The following is a 24180-nucleotide window of genomic DNA, read 5'->3' as shown; positions in this document are numbered from 1 at the left end:
CGTGGACATCGATTACCCACCAGAAGCCGAGGTATTCCGCAGCAGGATAGGCGACTTCCTCGCCAATAACCTTCCCGCCGACTGGACTGGGGTCGGGGCGTTGGCGGCGGGGGCACGAGAGCTGATGACCCACCAGTGGCGGCAGTCGCTGGCAACGGCCGGCCTGGTCGCGGTCTCCTGGCCGAGGGAATACGGCGGGCCCGGACTATCGGCCATCGAACAGGTCGTGCTCGCAGAGGAATTCGCCAAGGTCGGCGCACCGGCCCGGGCGGAGCACGACGGATTCGGCATCGATCTGCTCGGCAACACCTTGATCGCCTTCGGGTCAGTCGAACAGAAGGCGGTCTTCCTGCCTCGCATTCTCAGCGCGGAAGATCGCTGGTGCCAGGGTTTCTCCGAGCCGGAGGCGGGATCGGACCTAGCTTCCGTGCGGACCAGGGCGGTGCTCGAAGGTGACGAGTGGGTCATCAACGGTCAGAAGATCTGGACATCGGCCGGCGGGACCGCGAACTGGATGTTCCTGCTGGCACGCACCGACCCGCAGGCACCGAAACATCGGGGGCTCTCCCTCGTCCTGATGCCGATGGACCAGCCCGGCGTGGCGGTCCGGCCGATCGTCAACGCCGCCGGGCACGCCTCGTTCAACGAGGTGTTCCTGACCGATGCCCGCACTCCAGCCCGCAACGTGGTTGGCGACCCAGGTGACGGATGGCCGATTGCCATGGCACTGCTCGGCTTCGAGCGCGGATCGCAGGTCACCACGGCCGCGATCGACTTCGGCCGGGACCTGGAACGGCTGTGTGATCTGGCCAGGGACCGCGGACTGAACGCCGACGCGCGAATCCGGGACGAGTTGGCCTGGTGCCATTCCCGCGTACAGATCATGCGCTATCGCGGGTACCGCGAACTGACGACGTTGTCGAACCGGCAGCGACCGGGGGCCGACGCCGCCATCTCCAAGGTGATCTGGAGTGAGTACTTCCAGCGATACACCGAGCTCGCCGCCGAGATCCTCGGGTTGGAGGCGCTGCATCCCGACGGCCCGGGAAACGGTGCAGCACTCATGGCTGCAGACGCGGGCACGCCGAACTCCGCCGCGTGCTGGATGGACGAGCTGCTGTACGCGCGCGCGGCGACGATCTACGCCGGTAGTTCGCAGATCCAGCGCAACGTCATTGGCGAGCAGCTGCTGGGGCTCCCCAAGGAGCCTGCCGTCGCGCGCGCGGAGCACTGAGATGGAGTTCCGCTACACCGTCGAGCAGGAGGAGTTCCGCGCGTCGTTGCGCCAGTTCCTGCAGCATCACGCGCCGCCGTCGGCGCTGCGCGAGGTGGCCGACTCCGATGGGCATGACCCCCGCCTATGGCAGCGACTGTGCGGCGAACTGGACCTGCCGGGGCTCGGCGTGCCCGCGGAATATGGCGGGGAAGGAGCGACGCTGGTCGAGACAACCCTCGTGTTCACCGAACTCGGCCGCGCACTCACACCCGTTCCCCTGGCGACGACGGCCTTCGCCATCGAGGCCGTCTTGCGGATGGGTGACGACGAGCAGCGCCGCCGACTGCTTCCAGAGCTGCTCTGCGGCAGACGAATCGGCGCGTTCGCAGCCACCGGACCCGGTGCGGCCGACCCGTCGGCAGCTACGGTCTGGGTTGTTGGGCAAGGCCGTCACGTCATCCTGACCGGCGAGTGCTGCCCCGTCCTGCACGGCCACGTCGCCGACCTGTTCGTGGTGCCCGCCGTGCTCGACGGAACCGTCGTCGTCTGCATCGTCACGGCAGCCCAGCCCGGCGTCGTCGTCGAGCCGCTGCAATCCTTCGATCACACCCGCCCCGTGGCGAGACTGCGGTTGAAGGACGCGCGCGCCGAGGTGCTCTCGGCCTCCTCGACCGAGGGCCTCGAGCGGGTACTCGACGTGGCGCGAGTGTTGTTGGCCGCCGAGATGCTCGGCGGCGCCGAGGCATGCCTGACGCTGGCGGTCGATCACGCCAAGAACCGGCGCCAGTTCAACCGGCCGATCGGATCCTTTCAGGCAGTCAAGCATTCGTGTGCCGACATGATGATCGAGATCGATGCGACCCGTGCCGCGGTCATGTATGCGGCGATGAGCGCTGGCCGCGACCCCGAGCTGGCGACCGTGGCCCCACTGGTGAAGGCGCAGGCCACCGACACCTACCTGGCATGCGCGGGATCGGCGATCCAGGTGCACGGCGGTACCGGTTTCACCTGGGAACACGTCCTGCACCTGTACTTCCGACGCGCCAGGACCACCGCAGCGCTGTTCGGCAGCAGCGCCCAACACCGGGCGTTACTCGCCGACCGCGTCGGAATCTGAAACCCCGAGGAGCCAGCCGTGTTCACCGAAACCTTCTCCGGCGCAGCGCTTGCGGACGGCTCGGCACTGCCGCATGCGGGCATCTCACTCCCCGATGCATTGTCCCGGCACGCGCTGATCCGGCCGAACCAGATAGCCTTCGTCGATCCCCGGCGACGATGCACTTTCGCCGAATTGAACGCCTCCGTCAGGCGACTGGCGAGCGTCCTGGCAACCCGCGGTGTCCGGCCCGGTGACCGGGTGGCCACTCTCGGCGTCAACAGCCTGGAACTCGTCGAGACCTGGTTCGCCACATTGACATTGGGCGCGATCGCAGTTCCGATCAACTTCCGACTGGTTCCCGACGAGATCGCCGGGGTGCTCGCCGATTGCGGCGCCACCGCGGTGGTGGTGGACACGGCGCTAGAAGACGCGGTGCCACGGGCGCTCACCCGCGCCCAGGACGTCTACACCGTCCTCACCATCGGCGACGACCTGGACGAACTGACCCGCGCCGCCGACCCCGGGTACACCACCGAGGTGTCGGTCGGCGACGAGGAGCCCGCGTTCCTCATGTACACCTCGGGGACGACGGGCATGCCCAAGGGCGCTGTGATCACCCATCGCAATCTGTATCTGCATGCGTTCAGTTCGATCGCCACCCTCGGGCACCGTTCCGACGACGACTGCTGGATGGCGATGGCGCCGCTGTTCCACACCGCGGGCGTCTCGGGGATGCTGCCGACGTTCCTCACCGGCGGCACCGTCGTCATTCCGCCGTCGGGCGGGTTCGCCCCGGCGGCCGCGCTGAACACCATCGCCGAGGAGCGGGTCACGTCCTGCTGGATGACCCCGGCGCAGTGGCAGCTGGTATGCGAGCTACCGGATCTGGCCGATTACGACCTGTCCCGCCTGCGTCGCGTGTGGTGGGGTGCGGCGCCCGCTTCCTCCACGTTGCTTCGCGCCATGGCCAGCGCGTTCGAGGGCGCCGAGATCATCGCGGCGTTCGGCCAGACCGAGTGCAGTCCCATCACCTGCCTGCTGCGCGGGCCGGACTCGATCCGCAAGATCGGTTCCGTCGGTACCCCGATGCTCAACGTCGAGGTCCGCATCGTCGACGAGGACATGACCGACGTCGCGGTCGGTGAGGTCGGCGAGATCGTGTATCTCGGTCCGTTGGTGATGCGGGAGTACTGGAACAGACCTGCCGAGACCGCCGCGGCCTTCCACGGCGGATGGTTCCACTCCGGTGACCTCGTCCGGCAGGACGAAGACGGCTACATCTACGTGGTCGACCGAAAGAAGGACATGATCATCTCGGGTGGTGAGAACATCTACAGTGCCGAGGTGGAGAACGTCGTGGCGGCCCATCCCAACGTCAGCGAGGTGGCGATCATCGCCGTGCCCGACCAGAAGTGGGGGGAGACACCGATGGCGGTGATCGTCGCGCACGACCCCACCGCCCCACCGACCGACGCCGAAATCGAGACGCACTGCCGCGCGCACCTTGCCGCCTACAAGCGGCCGCGCCATGTGGTGATCGTCGATGCGTTGCCGCGCAACGCAAGCGGGAAGGTGCTCAAGGCCCAGTTACGCCTCGCGTACGGCGTCACGCAGACATCCGGAGGCATTTGATGGAGTCCTATGACGCGGGTCCCACCGATACGCCGATCCTCGAGCACACCATCGGCGAGCATTTTCGGGCCGCGGCAGCCGCTCATCCCGATGTCGAGGCGCTCGTCGAGGTGGCCACCGGCAGGCGCTGGACATACCGCGAGTTGAATGCCGACGTCGAGGCGATCGCTCGAGGGTTGATGGACCTCGGCGTACAGCGGGGAGACCGGGTTGGCATCTGGGCGCCGAACTGTGCCGAATGGACCATCGTGCAGTTCGCCACCGCAACCATCGGCGCCGTCCTGGTGACCGTCAATCCCGCCTACCGCAGCCATGAACTCGGCTACGTACTGGCGCAGTCGGGTATTCGCACCCTGATCTCGGCGACGGCGTTCAAGAGCTCCGACTACGTGACGATGATCGAGGAGGTGCGCCACGACGCACCCGCCCTGCGCGACGTGATCCTGCTCGACAGCGGCGACTGGGACTCGCTAATGGTCGCCGGACGGTCCGTGACCGATGACCAACTGCGCGATCGAATCGCAACATTGCGCAACGACGACCCGATCAACATCCAATACACCTCGGGTACAACGGGATTCCCGAAGGGCGCGACGCTGTCACACCGCAACATCCTCAACAACGGGTTCTTCGTCACCGACTTGATCAACCTCGGCCCGGACGACCGGTTGTGCATCCCGGTGCCGTTCTACCACTGCTTCGGCATGGTCATGGGCAACCTGGGTTGCGTCACGCACGCGGCCACCATGGTGATCCCGGCACCCGGCTTCGATCCGGGGTTCACCCTGGCCGCCATCGAAACCGAACGCTGCACCGGGGTGTACGGCGTGCCGACCATGTTCATCGCAATGCTCGGTCATCCCGAGTTCCACGAGAGGGACCTGGGTTCGCTACGCACCGGCATCATGGCCGGCGCGGTCTGTCCGGTCGAGGTGATGAAGCGCTGCATCAAGGAGATGCACCTGTCCGAGGTGGCGATCGCCTACGGGATGACCGAGACCTCGCCGGTGTCCTGCCAAACCTTGATCGACGACGACTTGGAGCGACGCACCGCATCCATCGGTCGGGCGCATCCGCACGTCGAGATCAAGATCATCAGTCCGGAGACCGGGAAGGTCTTGCCGCGCGGGCAATCCGGCGAGATCTGCACGCGCGGCTATTCGGTGATGTTGGGCTACTGGTGCGAGGACGCCAGGACCCGCGAGGCGATCGACGACGAGGGCTGGATGCACACCGGCGACCTGGCGGTCATGCGCGAAGACGGCTATTGCAACGTGGTTGGCCGTATCAAGGACATGGTCATCCGAGGCGGCGAGAACGTCTATCCGCGAGAGGTCGAGGAATTCCTCCACACCCACCCGGACATCGATGACGCCCAAGTCATCGGGGTGCCCGACCCGCGCTACGGCGAGGAGATCTGCGCGTGGATCCGAATGAAACCGGGTCGCCCGCCGTTGAGTGCAGATGCGGTCCGGGGTTTCGCGACGGACAAGCTGGCGCACTACAAGATCCCCCGCTACGTCGAGATCGTCGACGAGTTCCCGATGACCGTGACTGGCAAGGTCCGCAAGGTCGAGATGCGGGAGCACAGCGCCCGCTCACTCGGCTTGGGCTGAGTAAGCGGCGCGCCCCCTGACCTCGGCGCCCTCGGCCTAGGGCCGTGTGCTGGGTCAAGACTCCCACTCGAACAGCCGTGTCGTCATGCCGCGGGCGGACGATATCCCGCCGCTGAGTTCCGCAATTGCCAGATCTGCGCGGGGCAGAGGATCCCGAAGGCGTACGAGACTACGTAATTGGCCGCGAGTGACGTCGTCGCGAGGAGCTCTCGCCGCGGCTAGCAGCCGGGCCCGCGTGACAGAACCCCGCCGACTGTGCAGCCGACGGGGTTCTGAGTCCGGGGACGTGCTACTTGCGACCGAGTTCGTGGCTGAGGGCTTCCAACTCGTTGCCGCCGGCCATCTCCTGCGTGAGGTGCTCCAGGGTGATCTCGTCGTAGGTGCAGTCCAGCTTCTGCCTGCCGCGGTTGAGCAACACGAAGTGGTCGCCCACCATGTGCGCGTGGTGGGGGTTGTGCGTGATGAAGATGACGCCGAACCCCTGCTCCTTGGCTGCGGTGATGTAGCGCAACACCACACCGGATTGCTTGACACCCAATGCCGCCGTCGGCTCGTCGAGAATCAACACCCGGGCCCCGAAGAACACGGCGCGTGCGATCGCGACGCACTGGCGCTGGCCACCCGACAACGAGCCGATGGGGGCGTCGACGTCAGGCAGATCGATGCCCATCTTCTTGAGCTCCGAGATCGTGGTCGCACGCATCGCGTGGATGTCCAACGACTTCAGAATCCCCTTCTTCCGGAGTTCCTGACCCAGGAAGAAGTTTCGCCATACCGGCATCAGCGCCACGACCGCGAGGTCCTGGTACACCGTGGCAATCCCGTTGGCCAGCGCGTCCTTCGGAGAGTTGAACGTCATGGCCTGCCCATCGACCAGCAGCTCGCCCTCGGTGGGCTGGTGCAGGCCGGCGATGATCTTGATGAGGGTGGATTTGCCCGCACCGTTGTCACCCAGCACACCGGTGACCTGTCCGGCACTCACGGAGAGGTTGATGTCCTTGAGCGCGATGATGTTTCCGTAGCTCTTCCCGACGGACTTGAGCTCGATCAGTGGCGCCTCGCCACCCGATGGAGTCTCGGCGATGGGAGCTTCAGTGGTCGTGGTCATGGTCGTGTCCCTACTTCTTCGCCGCGTAGTTACGGAAGGCGTTGTTGGCGATGACCGCGAACAGGAGCATCGCGCCGAGGAAGAACTTGAACCAGTCGGGATTCCAACCGGCGTAGACGATGCCCTGGTTGGTCATGCCGAAGATGAAGGCACCGATCAGGGTGCCGATCGCGGTGCCGTACCCACCCGTGAGCAGGCAGCCACCGATGACCGCGGCGATGATGTAGAGGAACTCGTTGCCTACACCCTGGCCGGACTGAATCGTGTTGAACGAGAAAAGCACGTGCATGCCGACGAACCAGGCCGCGAAGCCGACGCACATGAACAACCCGATCTTGACCTTGTTCACCGGGACCCCGACGGCGCGCGCACTCTCCAGATTGCCGCCGACGGCGAAGATCCAGTTGCCCACCCGGGTCTTGAACAACACGTAGGTGGCGATGACGGTGAACAGGATCCACCACAGCACGGTGATCCTGACCGAGACTCCGAGGATGTTGAACGATGACGCGAACACCGTTCTCGCGGAATCGAAGCCCTGCATGTTGGCCACGTTCGACGACGCCACCTGACCCGTGATCAGCTTGGTCACCGCCAGGTTGATACCGGTCAACATCAGGAACGAGCTCAACGTGATCAGGAACGATGGGATCTTGGTCTTCATCACGAGATAGCCGTTGAGGAAGCCGATCCCCAAGGACACGCCCAGCGCCAGCGCGGCCCCTACCCAAAGGTTGAGGTGCAGGTTGTAGGAGATCATCGACGCTGCCAACGCGCTGGTGGTGACCGCGACACCGGCGGAGAGGTCGAATTCGCCGCCGATCATCAACAGCCCCACCGCAACCGCCATGATGCCGATCGTGGAACTGGCGTACAGCACCGTGGCCAATGCCTCGGGGCTGCGGAACGGCGGTGCGACGATCGCGAAGAAGATGAAGATTCCGATCGCGCCGACCAATGCACCCATCTCGGGGCGAATCAGCAAGCGTTGCAGTTTGTTCTGTTCCTTGACCCGCTCATCGGTGACGACCTTGTGGGTCCCGAGGTCGAGATCTGCTTGAGTTGTCATGTTCTACCTTTCGAGCCCGACTAGCGGGTTCCGGCCTCAGCCAGCGCCGCGATGGAATCGATGTTGGTCTTGTCGATGAAGGAAGGGCCGGTCAACGTCGGCTGGCCGCCGCCGATGACGTTCTTGTTGTTGAGGTACAGCCAGAGCGAGTCGACGGCCAGGTAGCCCTGCAGGTAGGGCTGCTGGTCGATGGCCCACTGCACGCTGCCGTCCTTGATGGCCGCAACCAGCGCGGCGTTCGTATCGAACGTCGCGACCTTGGCGCTGCTTCCCGCCGTCTTGGCCGACTGCACGGCGCTCAGGGCGAACGGGGCGCCGAGCGTCACGATGTGGTCGATGGCGGGGTCCGTCTGCAGCTTCGCGGTGATGGTCGACTCCACCGAGGGCATGTCCGTCCCGTTGACGTTGAGGTTCTCTACCGAACCTCCACCCATTCCGGCCTTCACGCCGGCGCAGCGCGCCTCGAGGGATACCGAACCCTGCTCCTGGACCACGCAGATCGCCTTCTTGGCGCCATCGGCGGCCAGCCGCTTACCGGCTGCCTCCCCGGAGATCCGCTCGTCTTGGCCGAAGTACTCCATTGCGCCCATGGCTTGCCACTGCTCGATCCCGGCGTTGAGGGCGACGACGGGGATGCCAGCGGCGACGGCACCCTTCACTGCGCCTTCCATCGCGTCCGGCTGAGCCAGCGTGACGGCGATGCCGGCCACCTTGCTGTCGGTCGCATTCTGGACCAGGTTGGCCTGATTCGGGCCTTCCTTGTCCGAGGAATACTTGAGCTCGATGTTGTCCTTGTCCGCAGCGGCCTGCGCGCCCTTGCGGATGAGGTCCCAGAAGGTGTCTCCAGGGGCAGCATGGGTCACCATGGCGATCGTGACGCGTGGGGTGTTGACTCCGCCACCGCTTCCACCGGCGCCACCGGCGTCGGCAGGCTTTCCACCCGTGCTCGAACACGACACGAGGCCAAGGGCGATTACCCCTGCTCCAGCGGCGGCTGCCAGCCGAACAAACTTCATCGTCTCTCCCGTCTGCGGATGCCGTAGGACACGGCCCTGAAGAAGATGTAATACGGGTCACAGAAGAAAGTCAAGACTTTGTCTGGACATTAGGACTGCAAGTCATATGTAACGGCGCGTAGAAGTTGGCCACCCGCCGAACGGGTGGCTGCTGCCGCATCGACTAACGATCGACGAGCGTCGTCTCGAAGTAGTAGCGCGAGGCACGATAGCAATGGTCGCCGTATTCCACGGCCTTGCCCGAGTCGTCGAACGCCGTGCGGCTCATCGTGAGCAGAGGGCCACCAGGCTTCTCGCTCAACAGCTTTGCCTCGGCCTTGGTTGCCGGTCGCGCGCCAATCCGTTGCCGTGCGAGTCGGATGTGCACGCCGCGGGCGCGCAACGCCTGATACAGGCCACTGCGCTCGAGCTCGTCGGCTTCCGGTGCCAACTCGACCGGAAGGTAGTTGACCATGACGGCAAGAGGTTCACCGTTGGCGCGCCGAAGGCGTTGGATGGTGACGATCTCGTGGCCGTCGGCCAGGCTCAGCTGGGTCGCAACCTCGTCGTCGGCCTGACCGACCCGGTAGTCGAGCAGTTCGGTGGTCGGCTCCTGGCCCGCACGGGCGAGATCGTCGAAGAGGCTGGTCAGCTCGACCCGACGGTGCACGGGGTTCTGCACCACCTGGGTGCCGACACCTCGCTTGCGCACCAACAGGCCCTTGTCGACGATCTCCTGGATGGCACGTCTGGTCGTCGGCCGCGACAGGGTCAGCCGCTTGGCCAAGTCCAACTCGTTCTCGAATCGATCACCCGGAACCAGATGGCCATCCCTGATCGACGCCTCGATTGCTTGCGCGAGTTGGTAATACAGCGGGACGGGACTCGATCGGTCGAGCTCGACCTCCAGTGGCACGTCGCCTCCGATCTCGGGTGACCAGGCAATATTTGCCCTAGGGTAACACCGACATGACCGCAAGTCAGAATGTCAGGACAAACTCTTGACAGAGCCGCGCGACGGGGGGCACAGTCTTGGGCAAGCCCATCGACTACCGCCCCGGGAGCTGACTTGCCCACCACACAGCCGTTCGACGTCCTCGCCATCGGGCGTAGCGGCGTCGACATCTACCCACTGCAGGTCGGTGTCGGACTGGAGGACGTCGAGTCCTTCGGGAAGTTCCTCGGCGGAAGCGCCGCAAATGTCGCGGTGGCGGCAGCCCGCCTCGGCAACGACACCGCCCTGATCTCAGGGGTCGGCGACGATCCCTTCGGGCGGTTCGTCCGAGCCGAGCTCGCGCGCCTGGGCGTGGACAACCGATACGTCCTCACCCATGACGAGTACCCGACGCCCGTGACGTTCTGTGAGATCTTCCCGCCCGACGACTTTCCGCTGTACTTCTACCGCAAGCCGAGCGCGCCCGACCTCCAGATCACGCCGGGCGAGATCGACGCCGACGCCGTCCGGTCGGCACGGCTGTTCTGGTCGACGGTCACGGGTCTATCCGAAGAGCCCAGCCGCAGTGCGCACTTCGCCGCCTGGGAGGCCCGTGGGGCGAGCGAAGCGACGGGGGAAGGACCACGCCGCGCTCCCTTGACCGTCCTCGACCTCGACTACCGGCCGATGTTTTGGGAGAACCCCGCGGCCGCGACCGAACAGGTCCAGCGCGCCCTGCAACACGTCACCGTCGCGGTCGGCAACCGCGAGGAGTGCGAGATCGCGATCGGCGAGAGCAACCCCCACAAGGCCGCGGACGCCCTGCTCGACCTCGGCATCGAGTTGGCGATCGTCAAGCAGGGCCCCCGCGGCGTGCTCGGCAAGACGAAGCACTCGTCGGTCACCGTGGCACCCAACGACGTGGACGTCGTCAACGGGCTGGGTGCCGGAGACAGCTTCGGCGGCAGCCTGATTCACGGACTCCTGCGCAACTGGCCGCTGGAGAAGACACTGCGCTACGCGAACGCCGCCGGGGCCATCGTCGCATCGCGACTCGAATGCTCGACCGCCATGCCCACCGCCGCCGAAGTGGCGACGTTGGCCGAACAGACCGCAGTGGAGGCCGTCAATGTCTAGCGCAGACGTTTCCCCCGTCGCTTCGCTCACCGCGAAGTGCTCCGATTACGCCGCGGTCACCGACCTGCGGGCCGCTGATCCGGGCGCCGTCGCCCGCGCCTGGAACGACCGCACCACCCGCCCGACCATCCGGGGCGACGGACGGCTAATGATCGTCGCCGCCGACCATGCCGCCCGCGGCGCGCTGGCTGTCGGCGACCGTCCCACCGCCATGAACAGCCGTACCGATCTGCTCGACCGCCTGCGGGCCGCGCTCGCCGATCCCGGCGTCGACGGCGTGCTCGCGACCTCGGACATCCTCGACGATCTTCTGCTCCTTGGAGCGCTCGAAGACAAGGTGGTCTTCTCCTCGTTCAATCGTGGCGGACTGGCGGGCGCGGCCTTCGAACTTGACGACCGGATGACCGGCGCGACCGCCGAATCGACGGCCGCCGCCAAGATGAACGGCGGAAAGATGTTGTGCCGCATCGCCCTCGACGACCCAGGCACCGTCAACACCATGACCGCCTGCGCCCAGGCCGTCGACGAGCTGGCCGCGCGTGGCCTCATCGCCATGGTCGAGCCCTTCATGTCCAGCCGCGTCGACGGCAAGGTGCGCAACGACCTCAGCCCCGATGCGGTGATCAAGTCAGTCCACATCGGGCAGGGCCTTGGCTCCACCTCGGCATACACGTGGATGAAGTTGCCCGTGGTCCCCGAAATGGACAGGGTGATGGATGCGACCTTGCTGCCGACGCTGCTCCTCGGTGGCGATCCGCCCGATCCGGATGAGGCCTTCGCCTCCTGGGAGAAGGCGCTCGGCCTACCGTCCGTCCGCGGCCTCATCGTCGGCCGCACGCTTCTGTATCCCGCCGACGACGACGTGAGTTCGGCGGTCGCCACCGCAGTCTCGATGGTGCGTTGACATGCACAGCAAGCTCTACATACCGGCGCGCAGTGCCACCCTGCCGTTCACCGTCGACGTAACACCCGAGTCGGCCGGCTGGTCCGAATCCTCCTTGCAGGTAATCGAACTCGACGACACCCAGAGCGCTGAACTCGCCACGGGCGCCACCGAGGTGATGATCCTGCCGCTAACCGGTGGCGGCACCGTCGAAAGTGGTCGCGACACCTTCGAATTGGCGCCGCGCGCTTCGGTCTTCGACGGACCGTCCGACATGGTGTACCTCGGCATCGACCAGACGTACACGCTCTCCGGCGAGGGCCGGTTCGCGATCTGCGGTGCGCGGGCGAAGAACTCGTTCCCCAACCGCCGTGTGGCCGCGGCCGACGTATCCGTCGAACTGCGCGGCGCGGGCAACTGCAGCAGACAGGTGCACAACTTCGGCACCGCAGGCGTGTTCGAGGCAGACTCGCTGATCGCCTGCGAGGTCATCACCCCCGGCGGTAACTGGTCAAGCTACCCCGCCCACAAGCACGACGAGAACACCCCGACCGAGTCCGAGCTCGAGGAGATCTACTACTTCGAGATCGACGGTGGCCCCGACGGTTCGCGCGGCTTCGGCTATCACCGCGTGTATGGCACACCAGACCGCCCGATCGAAGTCCTCGAGGAAGTTCGGACCGGTGACGTGGTGCTGGTGCCGCACGGCTATCACGGCCCGTCGGTCGCCGCACCCGGCTACCACATGTACTACCTCAACGTGATGGCCGGACCGGGTATCGAACGCGCCTGGAAGATCGTCGACGACCCCGAACACGCCTGGCTTCGCGGTACCTGGGAGGGCCAGGCCGTCGACCCCCGCCTACCCCTCCGCCAGACGGGAGCATGACCGTGGTTTCCACCGCGCCCAAGAAGGCGGAGAAGACACCCGAGACCGAGGCGACCGTGCGACTCACCGTCGCGCAGGCCACGATTCGGTTCCTCGGCAACCAGTACGTCGAACATGACGGGGTGCGCACCAAGTTCTTCGCGGGCGCCTTCGGCATCTTCGGACACGGCAATGTGGCAGGGCTCGGCCAAGCCTTGCTTCAGGACGAGATCACCGCGTTCGAAGCAGGCACGGAGCCCTCGCTGCACTACGTCCTCGGCCGCAACGAGCAGGCCATGGTGCACAGTGCAGTCGCCTTCGCCCGGCAGAAGGACCGACTGCAAACCTGGGCCGTCACCGCCAGCGTCGGACCGGGGTCGACCAACATGCTGACCGGCGCGGCGCTCGCGACGATCAACCGGTTGCCGGTCCTGCTGCTGCCCGCCGACACCTTCGCCACCCGGGTGAGCTCACCGGTGCTGCAGGAACTGGAATTGCCGTCGTCCGGGGACGTGACCGTCAACGATGCGTTCAGGCCGCTGTCACGCTACTTCGACCGCGTGTGGCGTCCCGAGCAGTTGCCCGCCGCGTTGCTCGGCGCGATGCGCGTGCTCACCGACCCCGTCGAGACAGGGGCAGCGACCGTCGCCATCCCGCAGGACGTGCAGGCCGAGGCTCATGACTGGCCGGAATCGCTGTTCGCGCAACGCACCTGGCACGTTTCTCGCCCGCTCCCGGAGCGTTCGGTCATTGCCCGAGCGGCGGACGTCATTCGCACCGCACGCAAGCCACTGATCGTCGCTGGCGGCGGCGTCATCTACTCCGACGCCACCGACGCGCTCGCCGCCTTCTGCGAGAAGACGGGCATACCCGTCGGACAGAGTCAGGCGGGCAAGGGTGCACTCCCCTACGACCACCCGCAGTCGGTCGGCGCGATCGGCTCCACCGGCACCACCGCGGCGAACGCGCTGGCCACCGAGGCCGACGTCGTCATCGGAATCGGTACCCGCTACAGCGACTTCACCACCGCGTCGCGAACGGCGTTCAACAATCCCGGCGTCCGCTTCGTGAACGTCAACGTGGCCTCCATCGACTCCGTCAAGCAGGGCGGCGTCAGCGTCGTCTCCGACGCGCGTGAGGCGATCGAAGCCCTGGGAGTCGCCCTGGGCGACTATTCGGTCAGTGACGAATACCGTACCCGGACAGCAGAACTCGCGGCCGAGTGGGAGGACACCGTGGCCGCCGCCTACAAGCTCGACGACGGTGCCGCGCTCAACCAGAGCCAGGTGATCGGGCTGGTCAACACGCTGTCCGGCGCCCGTGACGTGGTGGTCTGCGCGGCCGGCTCGATGCCGGGCGATCTGCACAAGCTGTGGCGGATCCGCGACCGCAAGGGCTATCACGTCGAATACGGCTTCTCCTGCATGGGATACGAGATCGCCGGCGGTATCGGCGCCAAGATGGCCGAGCCCGATCGCGACGTCTTCGTCATGGTGGGCGACGGCTCCTACCTGATGATGGCCACCGAACTGGTCACCGCGGTACAGGAGAACGTCAAGGTCATCGTGGTGCTCGTCCAGAACCACGGCTTCGCCTCCATCGGCGGGCTGTCCGAGGCGTTGGGCTCTCAGCGGTTCGGCACCGCCTATCGGTACCGCAGCGACGACGGTCGCCTCGACGGCGACAAGCTGCCGGTCGACCTGGCCGCCAACGCCGCCAGCCTCGGGGCCGACGTCATTCGCGTCGTCACTGCCGCCGAGTTCACCGATGCGGTGAAGGTGGCCAAGGCCAGCGATCGGACCACCGTGATCCACGTCGAGACCGACCCGCTGATCGCCGCACCGGACAGCGAGTCGTGGTGGGACGTACCGGTATCCGAGACGTCCACGCTGGAATCCACGCAAACCGCCTATCAGACCTATACGGACTGGAAGAAGATCCAGCGGCCCTTCGTTCGCCCCTCTGACGACTAGGCCCGTGCCAGCTCCAGAAGGCGAAACTCCTGGCGTCGCAACAGTTTCAAGATCAGTTTCTGCGGATACCCGAAGGCATCCAAGCCGGCCTCGGTGGAGTACGCGCGCACCGCGCCGATGTCGTACTCCACGTTCTCGACGATCAGCACGCAACGGCCGGCGGCCATGACGTTCCGGTACCAGGACACGTTTGGCCCGTAGGTCAACTCGGCGACGAAACCGCCGGGCACGCGCGCCACGATCAGGGGCGTCTGATAGACCCTGCCCGTCTTGCGCCCGACGTGCCGCACCAACGAGAACGGGCCACGCCCCGACCGAGCGGCAGCGGTCGCCAACGGGTTGATGGTGTGTTGCAGCACCCAGAAGAACCACGTGCGCAGGCGTTCACTCCGCATCCGCCTCATTGTGCCCTCATCGACGTTCGGGGTGACCGTAGGTTCTCGTATCCCATTCAGCTACGAAGCGACGCTGTTGCGAAACCGGTTTTGAACATCGGCGAGCCCCTGAGCGATCTGCCGGAATCGGGCACTATGGCATTCGTGCCGCCGACCTTCCCAGAACCCCACTGGGGCAAAGAAGACATCTCGCCCATCTTCAAACCGCTCTACGCCGCGATCTCCTCGCCAGTCGGCTCGCGCTTCATCCGGCTGCTGGTGCCGCTGGACCGGCGCGTCCTTCAGGCGACCAAGGGCAAGTACACCCTGTTTGGACCTACCTCGCTGCCCGAACTGCTATTGACCACCACCGGTCGGAGAACAGGCCGGCAGCGCACGGCGCCGCTGAGCTACCTCAGCGACGGTGACCGGCTTCTGGTGATCGGCAGCAACTTTGGCCAGCAGCACCATCCCGAGTGGTCGTCGAACCTGTTGGCAGAACCCGAGGCGACGGTCGCGATCAACGGCATCGAGATCCCAGTGACCGCAACACATCTGACGGGTCCGGAGGGAGATCGCGCGCTGCAGCGGTTCCTGGCCTATCCGATGTACCAGTCATATCGCACTCGGACGGCACGCGATCTTCGGGTGTTCGCCCTCACCCGGCGATGAGGCGGGTCGCAGCCAAGGCATGCCGGCCTCATGACACGCTGAGCGCCATGCAAAGTGAACCGATCACCGTCACGCGCTCCATGACTCCCGCGGGCGCCGAGGTTGCCACCCTCACCTTCGACCACGGCCCGCTGAACCTGTTCGATCAGGCCATGTTCGACGCGCTGACCGCGGGGATCGGGGATCTCGCGGCCCACCCGCCCCGCGCCCTGCTGCTCCGGGCGGAGGGCAAGGTCAACTCGGCGGGCGTCGACGTGCACGTGTTCCAAGGGCTGACCCCGACACAGGGCGCCGAGCTGTGGCGCACGCTGTTCGCCGGGATCGTCGATCCGCTCGAGGCCCTGCCGTGCCCGGTCGTTTTCGCGGCGCACGGCCTCACGCTGACCGCGGCATTCGAGATCGCGTTGGCGTGCGACCTCATCCTGGCGTCCCCGCGGGCGAAGTTCGGGCTGGTCGAGACCGTCGTCGGCCTGACGCCCTCGATGGGCGGGCCGCAGCGGCTGGCCGAGCGCGCGGGATCGGGTCGCGCCCGCGAACTGGTCATGACCGGAGACGTGTACGACGCCGCGACGATGGCTGCGTGGGGTGTGGTCAATGCGATCCACGACGACGTGGACACCGCCGCGCGCACCCTGACCGACCGGCTCGCCGATGGACCGACCAAGGCGCACGCGGCGACCAAGGAGATCATCGCGGCGTGGCGTTCCGGCGGTGTCGGTCACGCCGACGGCGTCACCCCGGAGGTGTCCGGTGCGTTGTTCGCCACCGACGATCTCCAGCGCGCGGTGGTCAGCTTTCTCGACGTCGGACCGGGCAAGGCCACCTACACCGGTCGTTAGAGCGACGAAACCACCTGGCGCGAGCGTGCGCAGACTGCGACCGCTACTCGGCGTGTCGGCTGCAAACACGCACGCTCGCGCAAGGAGGGAATGCCACGGCCGATCAGAGGATGTAGAGCATCTCCTGGTAGGTGGGCAGCGGCCAGAGGTCGTCGGCCACAACACCTTCCAACGTGTCGGCCGCGGCCCGCACCGCATCCATCAATGGCAGCAGGCTCTGGGCGTGCGCAGCCTCCTCGGCAGCGGACTCGCCACCGTGCTCACCCATCGCGGTCTTGAGCGCGGTCAGGGCACCGGTCAACTCGGAGATCGGCGCCGAGACCGTCTCCAGCAGCGTGGTGTCCGGCTCCATGCCGGCCGCCTTGAGCGTCGCGACGTTGGCGGCCAACTCGGTCTGGTAGCGGATCGCCGCCGGCAGGATCACCGTCGAGCCCATCTCCAGGGTGAGCTTGGCCTCGACGCCGACGGTCAAGATGTACGTCTCGTAGCGGACCTCTTCGCGGCTGTGCAGTTCCCGCGAATTGAACACGCCGTACTTCTCGAAGACCTCGATCGCCTCCGGCTTGACCAACTCCGGGATGGCATCGATGGTCGTCTTGAGGTTCGGCAGGCCCCGGGAGGCCGCCTCGGTCTGCCAGTTGTCCGAGTAGCCGTCACCGTTGAACACGACGGCGCCGTGCTCGGTGATGATCTCGGTGAGCAGCTTCTGGACGGCCACGTCGAAGTCCTCACCCTCGCTGACCGACTTCTCCAGCGAGGTGGCCATGTAATCGAGCGAGTCGGCCATGATCGTGTTGATGATGATCATCGGCACGTTGATGGTCTGCCCCGAACCCGGCGCGCGGAACTCGAAGCGGTTGCCGGTGAACGCGAATGGGCTGGTGCGGTTGCGGTCGCCCGGATCGGTCGGCAGGGTCGGCAGCGTGTCGACACCCATGATCATGGTGCCCTTGCCCTTGGACGACGTCGCGGCGCCCTTCGCGATCTGCTCGAAGACATCGGCCAGCTGATCGCCGAGGAAGATCGAAATGATCGCGGGCGGAGCCTCGTTGGCACCGAGGCGGTGATCGTTGGTGGCCGATGCCACCGACAACCGCAGCAGGCCCGAGAACTTGTGGACCGCACGGATGACAGCGGCACAGAACACCAGGAACTGCGCGTTCTCGTGCGGGGTGTCACCGGGCACCAACAGGCTGCCGAACTGAGAGTTGCCCAGCGAGAAGTTGACGTGCTTGCCCGAGCCGTTGACGCCGGCGAACGGCTTCTCGTGCATCAGGCATTCCATGCCGTGCTTCTTGGCGATGTTCTTGAACGTCGTCATGAGCAGCTGCTGATGGTCGGCGGCGATATTGGCCCGCTCGAACATCGGCGCGATCTCGAACTGGCCCGGCGCAACCTCGTTGTGCCGCGTCTTGGCCGGGATGCCGAGCTTGAACAGCTCACGCTCGGTGTCCATCATGAACGCCAGCACCCGGTCCGGAATGGCCCCGAAGTAGTGGTCGTCGAACTCCTGCCCCTTCGGGGGCTTGGCGCCGAACAGCGTCCGGCCAGAGTTGATCAGGTCCGGACGCGCCAGGAAGAAGTGCCGGTCGATCAGGAAGTACTCCTGCTCGGGCCCGCAGAACGACACGATGTGGTCGAAGTCCTCGTGCCCGAACAGCTTGAGGATGCGTTCCGCTTGGCCGCCCATCGCCTGCTGGCTCCGCAGCAGGGGGGTCTTGTAGTCCAACGCCTCACCGGTCATCGAGACGAACACCGTCGGGATGCACAGCGTGTTGCCGTTCGGGTTCTCCAGGATGTAGGCGGGGCTGGTGACGTCCCACCCGGTGTAGCCCCGCGCCTCGAAGGTGCTGCGCAGGCCACCCGAGGGGAAGCTGGAGCCGTCCGGCTCGCCCTGGATGAGCGTCTTGCCCGCGAACTCGGCCAGGGTGGTTCCGTCGCCGACCGGGTCGAGGAAGCTGTCGTGCTTCTCGGCGGTCAGGCCGGTCATCGGGTAGAAGACGTGGGCGTAGTGCGTCGCACCCTTGGACAGCGCCCAGTCCTTCATGACCGAGGCGACGGCGTCGGCGACGGCCGGGTCCAGCTTGGCGCCCTTCTCGATGGTGGCCACCACGGACTTGTAGACGGACTTGGGCAGCCGCAGACGCATCTCGGCCAGGGTGAAGACGTTGGCGCCGAAGATCTCGCCCGGCGCTTCACCCGGATCGAAGCTGATGGGAGGAGGCACGTAGGCCTCGACATCGTTGATCGCTTGCAGCCGGGCCGCATTTCCGCTCAAAGGACTTCTCTTTTCCTGTGAGCCCACTTCGGAATCGTGGGCTAGACCGGCCCACACTAGAAATGCCACGTTCCGGGACTGTTACGCGCGCGTCAAGGACAGAAGTCGGGTGCGTCGGCCGCCGAGTGTGTGCCGTGTGGCGCCAGAACCTCCGACATTCATCCACAGGGCACACACTCGAGACCCGCATCTGTGGAGAACCCGGTCTCGGCGCTCCGAATCCGTCGGTCCGCGGTCGCATCGTGACGTCATGGAACCCTTCTCCGGCAGCGCCGCGATGGCCTGCGGGCAGCTCACCCGACACCAGCTGCGCACCAACTACCGAACGCTGTATCGCGACGTATACGTGAAGCGCGAAGATGTCGTCGACGCCGCAATGCGGGCCATTGCCGCACGGCTGTCGATGGGCGAGGGCACGACCTTGGCGGGTGTCTCGGCAGCAGCCGTGTACGGCACAAAGTGGCTGAGTCCGGCCGCGCCCGCCGAGGTCATCCGCGTCAACCGTCGTCATCAGCCCGGCGTCGTCGTGCACACGTTCGACCTGACTGACGACGAGGTCTGCGACGTGCGTGGCATCCGCTTGACGACACCGGCACGGACGGCGTTCGACATCGGGCGAAGCCGTCCGCCAGACAACGCAATTCCGATCATCGATGCACTGCTTGGCGCTACGGGAGTAACGCCGGTGGAGATACTCGCGGTCGCGCACGCTCGGCCAGGCGCCCGCGGGGTACGGCAGCTACGGTCGATTCTCGAGCGGGTGGACGGCGGGGCCGAGTCGCCGCAGGAAACGCGGCTTCGACTGATCCTCGTCGATGCCGGACTGCCTCGCCCGGAGACGCAGATCGAGTTCCGCGACAAGCGCGGACGGGTCTGTGTGCGCACGGACATGGGATGGCGCGAGTGGAAGGTCACGGTCGAATACGACGGTGTGCAGCACTGGACCGACCCTCGACAACGGTCATGGGACATCGAGCGGATCGCGCTGCTCGAGGCGTCGGGCTGGACGGTCGTCCGCGTGAGCGCCGAGATGCTCGCGCGGCCGCACGTGATCGTCGAGCGGGTGCTGGCCAAACTGCGCGCTGCCGGTTGCCCTATCTAGGAGCGCCGAGTGTGTGCGGTGTGGCGCAATTCTTACCTCTCCGTCGCCGGGGAGTTCACACTCGGCGCGAGGGGTAAGCAGGGCTGTATGAACCGCATGGTGCCACTGGTAGCCGCCGCCCTCCTGGCCGTTGGATGTTCCTCGCCACAGGAGCAACCCACACAACCGACGCAAGCACCGCAGGCGACACCCACCACCACAGGACTGCTGCCGACCGGTGTCCCCACCGAAGGCACCCGGCCCCCTGCGGACGCCCTTCCCCCGCCCGCCGAACCGGGCCGCGCGCCCGCACCGACCGGCACTCCGCCCGGTCGCATCGTGCCGGTCGGCGATGCACCGGAGGGCGTGGTCGTCGACGCGGTCACCCGGACCGTCGCCGTCGCCAAGCGCAACCCGAACGAACTGGTGCTGCTCAACGCGGACACCGGCGACGTCGTACGACGCGTCCCGCTACCGGGATTCGTCCGCCACTTGCAATTGGCCAAGCCCGGCGGACCCGTCCTGGTGCCCGTCGAAAGCGCGAATGCGCTGGTCCGCGTCGAACTCCCTGGCGGGGCCGCCGAACCGCAGATCATCACCGGCACCGTCCCTCACGACGCGTCCGAGACACCCGGCGGCACCGTCTTCGTCGCGAACGAACTGGGCGGGACGACGACGGTGCTGCGTGGCGATGAGATCGTCAAGGTGTTCACCGACAGCGTGCAGCCCGCCGGTATGGCGCCGGTGGGCGAGTTGATGGGCATGCTCGACGTACGGAAGAACGATCTGACGGTCTACGACGCGGACAAGCTCACCATCGTGGGCACCACACCCGCCGGGGCCGGCCCCACCCACCTCGTCGCCGACAAGCACGGCCGGTTGATCGCCACCGACACCCGCGGTGACGCCGTCCGCGTCTTCAATACCGAGCCCAGGGAGGTGGCCAGCGTGCCGCAGCCCGGTGGCCCGTACGGCATCACCTATGACGCCACCCGCGACCTGCTGTGGGTCGCGTCGTCGGCCACCAACGAAGTCGTCGGCTACGACATGACGCAGGACACGCCCCGCGAAGTGCAGCGCATTGCGACGGTGCAGAACCCGTACACCGTCGGCGTCGATTCCACGACCGGACGATTGTTCATCGCGGGTGTCACCGCAGGGGTGGTGCAGATCATCGACCCACGCGACGCGGCCTAGGCTCGAGCCATGGCACTTCGATTGCGGCGGGGACGCGGTGTGACGCGGGACATCGAAGTCGATTACGACGAGCACGAGGCCACGGCGACCGGGCCGGAACACGAGGCGGCGGGCGTCAAGGCCGTCATGGTGTCGATGCAGCGCGGCCTGAAGTCCATGGGTCCGTTCCGAACCGCCGCTGCGCTGGTGCGGCTGAACCAACGCAAGGGCTTCGACTGCCCGGGCTGCGCATGGCCCGAGGAGCACGACGGCCGCAAGTTCGCCGAGTTCTGCGAGAACGGCGCCAAGGCCGTCGCCGAGGAGGCCACCAAACGCGTCGTCACCCCCGACTTCTTCGACAGGCACTCGATCGACGACCTCGAGGGCAGGCCGGAGTACTGGCTGTCGCAGCAGGGCCGCCTCACCCACCCGATGGTGTTGCGCGAGGGGGACGACCACTACCGGCCCATCGACTGGGCCGACGCCTACCGGCTGATCGCCGACGAGTTGCGAAGCCTCGGCGATCCCGACGGCGCCGTCTTCTACACCTCGGGGCGCACCAGCAACGAGGCTGCCTTCCTCTATCAGCTGTTCGTGCGCAGCTTCGGCACGAACAACCTGCCCGACTGCTCGAACATGTGTCACGAGTCCTCCGGTGCCGCGCTGACCGAGAGCATCGGCATCGGCAAGGGGTCCGTGACGGTCGCCGACCTCACCGAGGCCGACGTCATCATCGTCGCCGGCCAGAACCCCGGCACCAACCATCCGCGAATGCTGTCGACGCTGGAGAAGGCGAAGGCCAACGGCGCCAAGGTGATTGCGATAAACCCGCTGCCCGAGGCCGGACTGATACGGTTCAAGGACCCGCAGAAGGTCAACGGCGTCATCGGCCATGGCGTCCCCATCGCAGACGAGTTCGTCCAGATCCGCCTCGGCGGTGACATGGCGTTATTCGCCGGTCTGGGCCGGCTCCTGCTGGAGGCCGACGATCGCGCACCGGGCACGGTGGTGGACCGCGACTTCATCGCCACCCACTGCGCCGGCTTCGAACAGTACGAGAAGCGAACGCGCGCAGTCGATCTCGATACGGTGATGGAAGCCACCGGCATCGACGCGGTGCAACTCCAAAGGGTCGCTCAGATGTTGATCGACTCCGAGCGCACCATCGCCTGCTGGGCCATGGGACTGACCCAGCACCGGCATGCGGTGGCCATGATCGCCGAGGTCACGAACCTGCTGCTGATGCGCGGCATGATCGGCAAGCCCGGCGCCGGCCTGTGCCCCGTCCGCGGACACTCCAACGTCCAGGGCGACCGCACGATGGGCATTTGGGAGCAGATGCCCGAGACGTTCCTGTCGGCACTGGATCACCGATTCGGCATCACCAGTCCCCGCAAGCACGGCCTCGACACCGTGGACGCCATTCGGGCCATGCGCGACGGCAAGGCGAAGGTCTTCATGGGCATGGGCGGCAACTTCGCGCTCGCGACACCGGACACCGCCGTCACCGAAGACGCTCTGCGCAGTTGCTCGCTGACCGTTCAGGTGTCGACCAAGCTCAACCGCAGCCACGTGGTGCATGGTAGGAACGCCCTCATCCTGCCCTCGCTGGGACGGACCGACCGCGACGTCCAGGCCACCGGCAAACAACAAGTCTCCGTTGAAGATTCGATGTCCATGGTGCATCTGTCGCGCGGGAGCCTTCACCCGCCCGGAGAAGAGGTTCGCAGCGAGGTGGCCATCGTCTGCCAGCTCGCCCGCGAACTGCTCGGCGCCGGGCACCCCGTGCCTTGGGAGCAGTTCACCGACGACTACGACACCATCCGCGACGCGATCGCTGCCGTGGTGCCAGGGTGTGCGAACTACAACGCCGCAGTGCGCGCACCCGACGGCTTCCAGCTTCCCAACGGACCGCGCGATTCGCGCGAATTCCCCACGCACACGGGCAAGGCCAACTTCTCGGTGTACCCCCTTGAATGGGTTCCAGTGCCCGAGGGCCGACTGGTGCTGCAGACGATGCGCAGCCACGATCAGTACAACACCACCATCTACGGCCTCGACGATCGCTACCGCGGAGTCAAGGGTGGCCGTCGGGTGGTGTTCGTCAACCCCGCCGACGTCGAGACCTTCGGCCTGACCGAAGGCGCCCGCGTCGACCTGGTCTCGGAGTTTCCCGACGCCGACGGCCGAGTGCAGGAGCGTCGGGCCAGGGACTTCATGGTGGTGCCGTACTCGACGCCGATCGGCAACGCCGCGGCCTACTACCCGGAGACCAATGCGCTGGTCGCGTTGGACAACGTGGCCACCAAGTCGAACACGCCGGTGTCGAAGGCCGTCGTCATCCGACTCGAGCCCGCCACGCCACCCCAGGATCTCGTCAGTGGGGCGTCATGGGACGAGTGACGACGCGGCGGCGTGCTAGTCACATCGCCGCCGACTCCACGACCACCCGGCCGGAGACCCTGGCGGTGGAGGAGCCGCTCGAGCTTCGCATCAACGGCGCCGCGATCACCGTCACGATGCGCACCCCCGGCTCCGATGTCGAACTGGCCCAAGGGTTCCTGCTCACCGAGGGCGTCATCGGCGGGCGCGCGGACATCGCCCGGGTCGAATACTGCCGCGGTGCAGGTGATGATGGAATGAACACCTACAACGTCCTCGACGTCCGTCTGGCGCACGACGTGCCGATGCCCAGTCTCGACGTCACCCGCAACTTCTACACCACGTCGTCCTGCGGAGTGTGCGGCAAGGGCTCGATCGATGCCATCCGGCTGATCAGCCGGCACTCCCCCGGTGACGACCCCACCGTGGTCACCTCGGAGACGTTGTGCGCCATGCCCGATCGACTTCGCGGTGCGCAGCGGATCTTCGCCGCCACCGGCGGGTTGCACGGGGCCGCGTTGTTCGATGCGGACGGCACCATGCTCGTCGTCCGCGAGGACATCGGCCGACACAACGCCGTCGACAAGGTCATCGGCTGGGCGGTGGAGAACGATCGCATTCCGTTGACGGGCGCGGTCCTCCTGGTCAGCGGGCGCGCCTCGTTCGAGCTGACGCAGAAGGCGGTGATGGCAGGCATCCCCATCCTCGCCGCCGTGTCCGCACCGTCCTCCCTGGCCGTCGACCTCGCGGGGCAGGCGGGTCTGACCCTGGTCGCCTTCCTGCGCGGTGAGTCGATGAACGTCTACACCCGGCCCGACCGCGTGGAGCACTGACCCGTCTGCCCGCGT

Annotated in this window: 20 protein-coding genes; 14 read left to right on the top strand and 6 right to left on the bottom strand. The window is 66.4% G+C overall.

Features of this window, described 5'->3' with window-relative positions:
- Position 1: 1 nt before the first annotated feature.
- From QUE68_RS09325 to QUE68_RS09310, 4 genes are read left to right on the top strand one after another with little or no spacing between them, the layout of a single operon-like run.
- Complete coding sequence (locus QUE68_RS09325) at positions 2–1234, top strand: acyl-CoA dehydrogenase family protein (RefSeq protein WP_284225715.1); 1233 nt, start codon at positions 2–4, stop codon at positions 1232–1234.
- A gap of 1 nt (position 1235) precedes the next feature.
- A complete protein-coding gene (locus QUE68_RS09320; RefSeq protein ID WP_286275474.1) occupies positions 1236–2333 on the top strand; it encodes an acyl-CoA dehydrogenase family protein in 1098 nt (365 codons plus the stop codon).
- Between the two features lie 18 nt (positions 2334–2351).
- A complete protein-coding gene (locus tag QUE68_RS09315; protein ID WP_286275473.1) occupies positions 2352–3947 on the top strand; it encodes a long-chain-fatty-acid--CoA ligase in 1596 nt (531 codons plus the stop codon).
- Positions 3947–5563, top strand: a complete 1617-nt coding sequence (locus tag QUE68_RS09310) for an AMP-binding protein (RefSeq protein ID WP_286275472.1) — start codon at positions 3947–3949, stop codon at positions 5561–5563. The genes QUE68_RS09315 and QUE68_RS09310 overlap by 1 nt, the downstream gene beginning before the upstream one ends.
- Positions 5564–5852: 289 nt before the next feature.
- Here the strand turns inward: QUE68_RS09310 and QUE68_RS09300 are convergent, their stop codons facing one another.
- The 4 genes from QUE68_RS09300 to QUE68_RS09285 all read right to left on the bottom strand — a co-directional run bounded on the left by QUE68_RS09300 (position 5853) and on the right by QUE68_RS09285 (position 9651).
- Entirely contained in the window at positions 5853–6671 is an 819-nt protein-coding gene (locus QUE68_RS09300; protein WP_286275471.1) for an ATP-binding cassette domain-containing protein, read from the bottom strand.
- 10 nt (positions 6672–6681) lie between these two features.
- Positions 6682–7740: an ABC transporter permease gene (locus QUE68_RS09295; RefSeq protein ID WP_284225710.1), complete on the bottom strand. Its 1059-nt coding sequence runs from the start codon at positions 7738–7740 to the stop codon at positions 6682–6684.
- Positions 7741–7760: 20 nt separating this feature from the next.
- On the bottom strand, positions 7761–8756 hold the full coding sequence (locus QUE68_RS09290) for a substrate-binding domain-containing protein (RefSeq protein WP_284225708.1): 996 nt from the start codon (positions 8754–8756) through the stop codon (positions 7761–7763).
- A 163-nt stretch (positions 8757–8919) separates the two neighbouring features.
- The gene (locus tag QUE68_RS09285) at positions 8920–9651 is read right to left on the bottom strand and encodes a GntR family transcriptional regulator (protein ID WP_286275470.1); all 732 of its coding nucleotides are present in this window, start codon (positions 9649–9651) and stop codon (positions 8920–8922) included.
- Between the two features lie 153 nt (positions 9652–9804).
- Here QUE68_RS09285 and iolC point away from each other — a divergent pair, with 153 nt between their 5' ends.
- The 4 genes from iolC to iolD are packed head-to-tail and all read left to right on the top strand — an operon-like array spanning position 9805 to position 14530.
- Positions 9805–10806, top strand: a complete 1002-nt coding sequence (gene iolC / locus QUE68_RS09280) for a 5-dehydro-2-deoxygluconokinase (protein WP_286275469.1) — start codon at positions 9805–9807, stop codon at positions 10804–10806.
- Entirely contained in the window at positions 10799–11710 is a 912-nt protein-coding gene (locus tag QUE68_RS09275) for a Cgl0159 family (beta/alpha)8-fold protein (RefSeq protein WP_286275468.1), read from the top strand. The genes iolC and QUE68_RS09275 overlap by 8 nt, the downstream gene beginning before the upstream one ends.
- A gap of 1 nt (position 11711) precedes the next feature.
- Positions 11712–12578 carry a 5-deoxy-glucuronate isomerase gene (gene iolB, locus QUE68_RS09270; RefSeq protein WP_284225702.1) on the top strand — a complete coding sequence of 289 codons (867 nt, stop codon included), beginning with the start codon at positions 11712–11714 and terminating at the stop codon, positions 12576–12578.
- Positions 12579–12580: 2 nt separating this feature from the next.
- On the top strand, positions 12581–14530 hold the full coding sequence (gene iolD, locus QUE68_RS09265) for a 3D-(3,5/4)-trihydroxycyclohexane-1,2-dione acylhydrolase (decyclizing) (RefSeq protein WP_286275777.1): 1950 nt from the start codon (positions 12581–12583) through the stop codon (positions 14528–14530).
- Here the strand turns inward: iolD and QUE68_RS09260 are convergent.
- Positions 14527–14925 (bottom strand): nitroreductase/quinone reductase family protein, encoded by a 399-nt coding sequence (locus QUE68_RS09260; protein ID WP_286275467.1) that lies wholly within the window; start codon positions 14923–14925, stop codon positions 14527–14529. The genes iolD and QUE68_RS09260 overlap by 4 nt on opposite strands.
- 144 nt (positions 14926–15069) lie before the next feature.
- On the opposite strand from QUE68_RS09260, the gene QUE68_RS09255 reads away from it, so the two are divergent.
- On the top strand, positions 15070–15576 hold the full coding sequence (locus QUE68_RS09255; protein WP_454786241.1) for a nitroreductase family deazaflavin-dependent oxidoreductase: 507 nt from the start codon (positions 15070–15072) through the stop codon (positions 15574–15576).
- A 47-nt stretch (positions 15577–15623) separates the two neighbouring features.
- Positions 15624–16415, top strand: a complete 792-nt coding sequence (locus QUE68_RS09250; protein WP_286275466.1) for an enoyl-CoA hydratase/isomerase family protein — start codon at positions 15624–15626, stop codon at positions 16413–16415.
- A gap of 103 nt (positions 16416–16518) precedes the next feature.
- Here the strand turns inward: QUE68_RS09250 and QUE68_RS09245 are convergent, their stop codons facing one another.
- Positions 16519–18693 (bottom strand): glutamine synthetase III family protein, encoded by a 2175-nt coding sequence (locus tag QUE68_RS09245; RefSeq protein ID WP_286275465.1) that lies wholly within the window; start codon positions 18691–18693, stop codon positions 16519–16521.
- Between the two features lie 250 nt (positions 18694–18943).
- On the opposite strand from QUE68_RS09245, the gene QUE68_RS09240 reads away from it, so the two are divergent.
- The 4 genes from QUE68_RS09240 (at position 18944) to fdhD (ending at position 24165) form a co-directional block, all read left to right on the top strand.
- Complete coding sequence (locus tag QUE68_RS09240; protein WP_286275464.1) at positions 18944–19795, top strand: DUF559 domain-containing protein; 852 nt, start codon at positions 18944–18946, stop codon at positions 19793–19795.
- 87 nt (positions 19796–19882) lie between these two features.
- On the top strand, positions 19883–20971 hold the full coding sequence (locus QUE68_RS09235) for an NHL repeat-containing protein (RefSeq protein WP_286275463.1): 1089 nt from the start codon (positions 19883–19885) through the stop codon (positions 20969–20971).
- A 9-nt stretch (positions 20972–20980) separates the two neighbouring features.
- On the top strand, positions 20981–23353 hold the full coding sequence (locus QUE68_RS09230) for an FdhF/YdeP family oxidoreductase (protein WP_286275462.1): 2373 nt from the start codon (positions 20981–20983) through the stop codon (positions 23351–23353).
- Complete coding sequence (gene fdhD / locus QUE68_RS09225; RefSeq protein WP_284225693.1) at positions 23341–24165, top strand: formate dehydrogenase accessory sulfurtransferase FdhD; 825 nt, start codon at positions 23341–23343, stop codon at positions 24163–24165. The genes QUE68_RS09230 and fdhD overlap by 13 nt, the downstream gene beginning before the upstream one ends.
- The last annotated feature ends 15 nt before the right edge of the window (positions 24166–24180 follow it).

This window comes from Mycolicibacterium sp. TUM20985, assembly GCF_030295745.1.
Classification (GTDB): domain Bacteria; phylum Actinomycetota; class Actinomycetes; order Mycobacteriales; family Mycobacteriaceae; genus Mycobacterium.
Note: the sequence above shows the minus strand (reverse complement) of the source record. Positions and strands in the feature narration are given on the sequence as shown.

Coding starts and splice junctions, on each gene's coding strand:
- QUE68_RS09320 (WP_286275474.1), top strand. CDS start 1,236: ATGGAGTTCCGCTACACCGTCGAGCAGGAGGAGTTCCGCGCGTCGTTG.
- QUE68_RS09310 (WP_286275472.1), top strand. CDS start 3,947: ATGGAGTCCTATGACGCGGGTCCCACCGATACGCCGATCCTCGAGCAC.
- QUE68_RS09300 (WP_286275471.1), bottom strand. CDS start 6,671: ATGACCACGACCACTGAAGCTCCCATCGCCGAGACTCCATCGGGTGGC.
- QUE68_RS09295 (WP_284225710.1), bottom strand. CDS start 7,740: ATGACAACTCAAGCAGATCTCGACCTCGGGACCCACAAGGTCGTCACC.
- QUE68_RS09290 (WP_284225708.1), bottom strand. CDS start 8,756: ATGAAGTTTGTTCGGCTGGCAGCCGCCGCTGGAGCAGGGGTAATCGCC.
- QUE68_RS09275 (WP_286275468.1), top strand. CDS start 10,799: ATGTCTAGCGCAGACGTTTCCCCCGTCGCTTCGCTCACCGCGAAGTGC.
- iolB (WP_284225702.1), top strand. CDS start 11,712: ATGCACAGCAAGCTCTACATACCGGCGCGCAGTGCCACCCTGCCGTTC.
- QUE68_RS09260 (WP_286275467.1), bottom strand. CDS start 14,925: ATGCGGAGTGAACGCCTGCGCACGTGGTTCTTCTGGGTGCTGCAACAC.
- QUE68_RS09250 (WP_286275466.1), top strand. CDS start 15,624: ATGCAAAGTGAACCGATCACCGTCACGCGCTCCATGACTCCCGCGGGC.
- QUE68_RS09240 (WP_286275464.1), top strand. CDS start 18,944: ATGGAACCCTTCTCCGGCAGCGCCGCGATGGCCTGCGGGCAGCTCACC.
- QUE68_RS09235 (WP_286275463.1), top strand. CDS start 19,883: ATGAACCGCATGGTGCCACTGGTAGCCGCCGCCCTCCTGGCCGTTGGA.
- QUE68_RS09230 (WP_286275462.1), top strand. CDS start 20,981: ATGGCACTTCGATTGCGGCGGGGACGCGGTGTGACGCGGGACATCGAA.
- fdhD (WP_284225693.1), top strand. CDS start 23,341: ATGGGACGAGTGACGACGCGGCGGCGTGCTAGTCACATCGCCGCCGAC.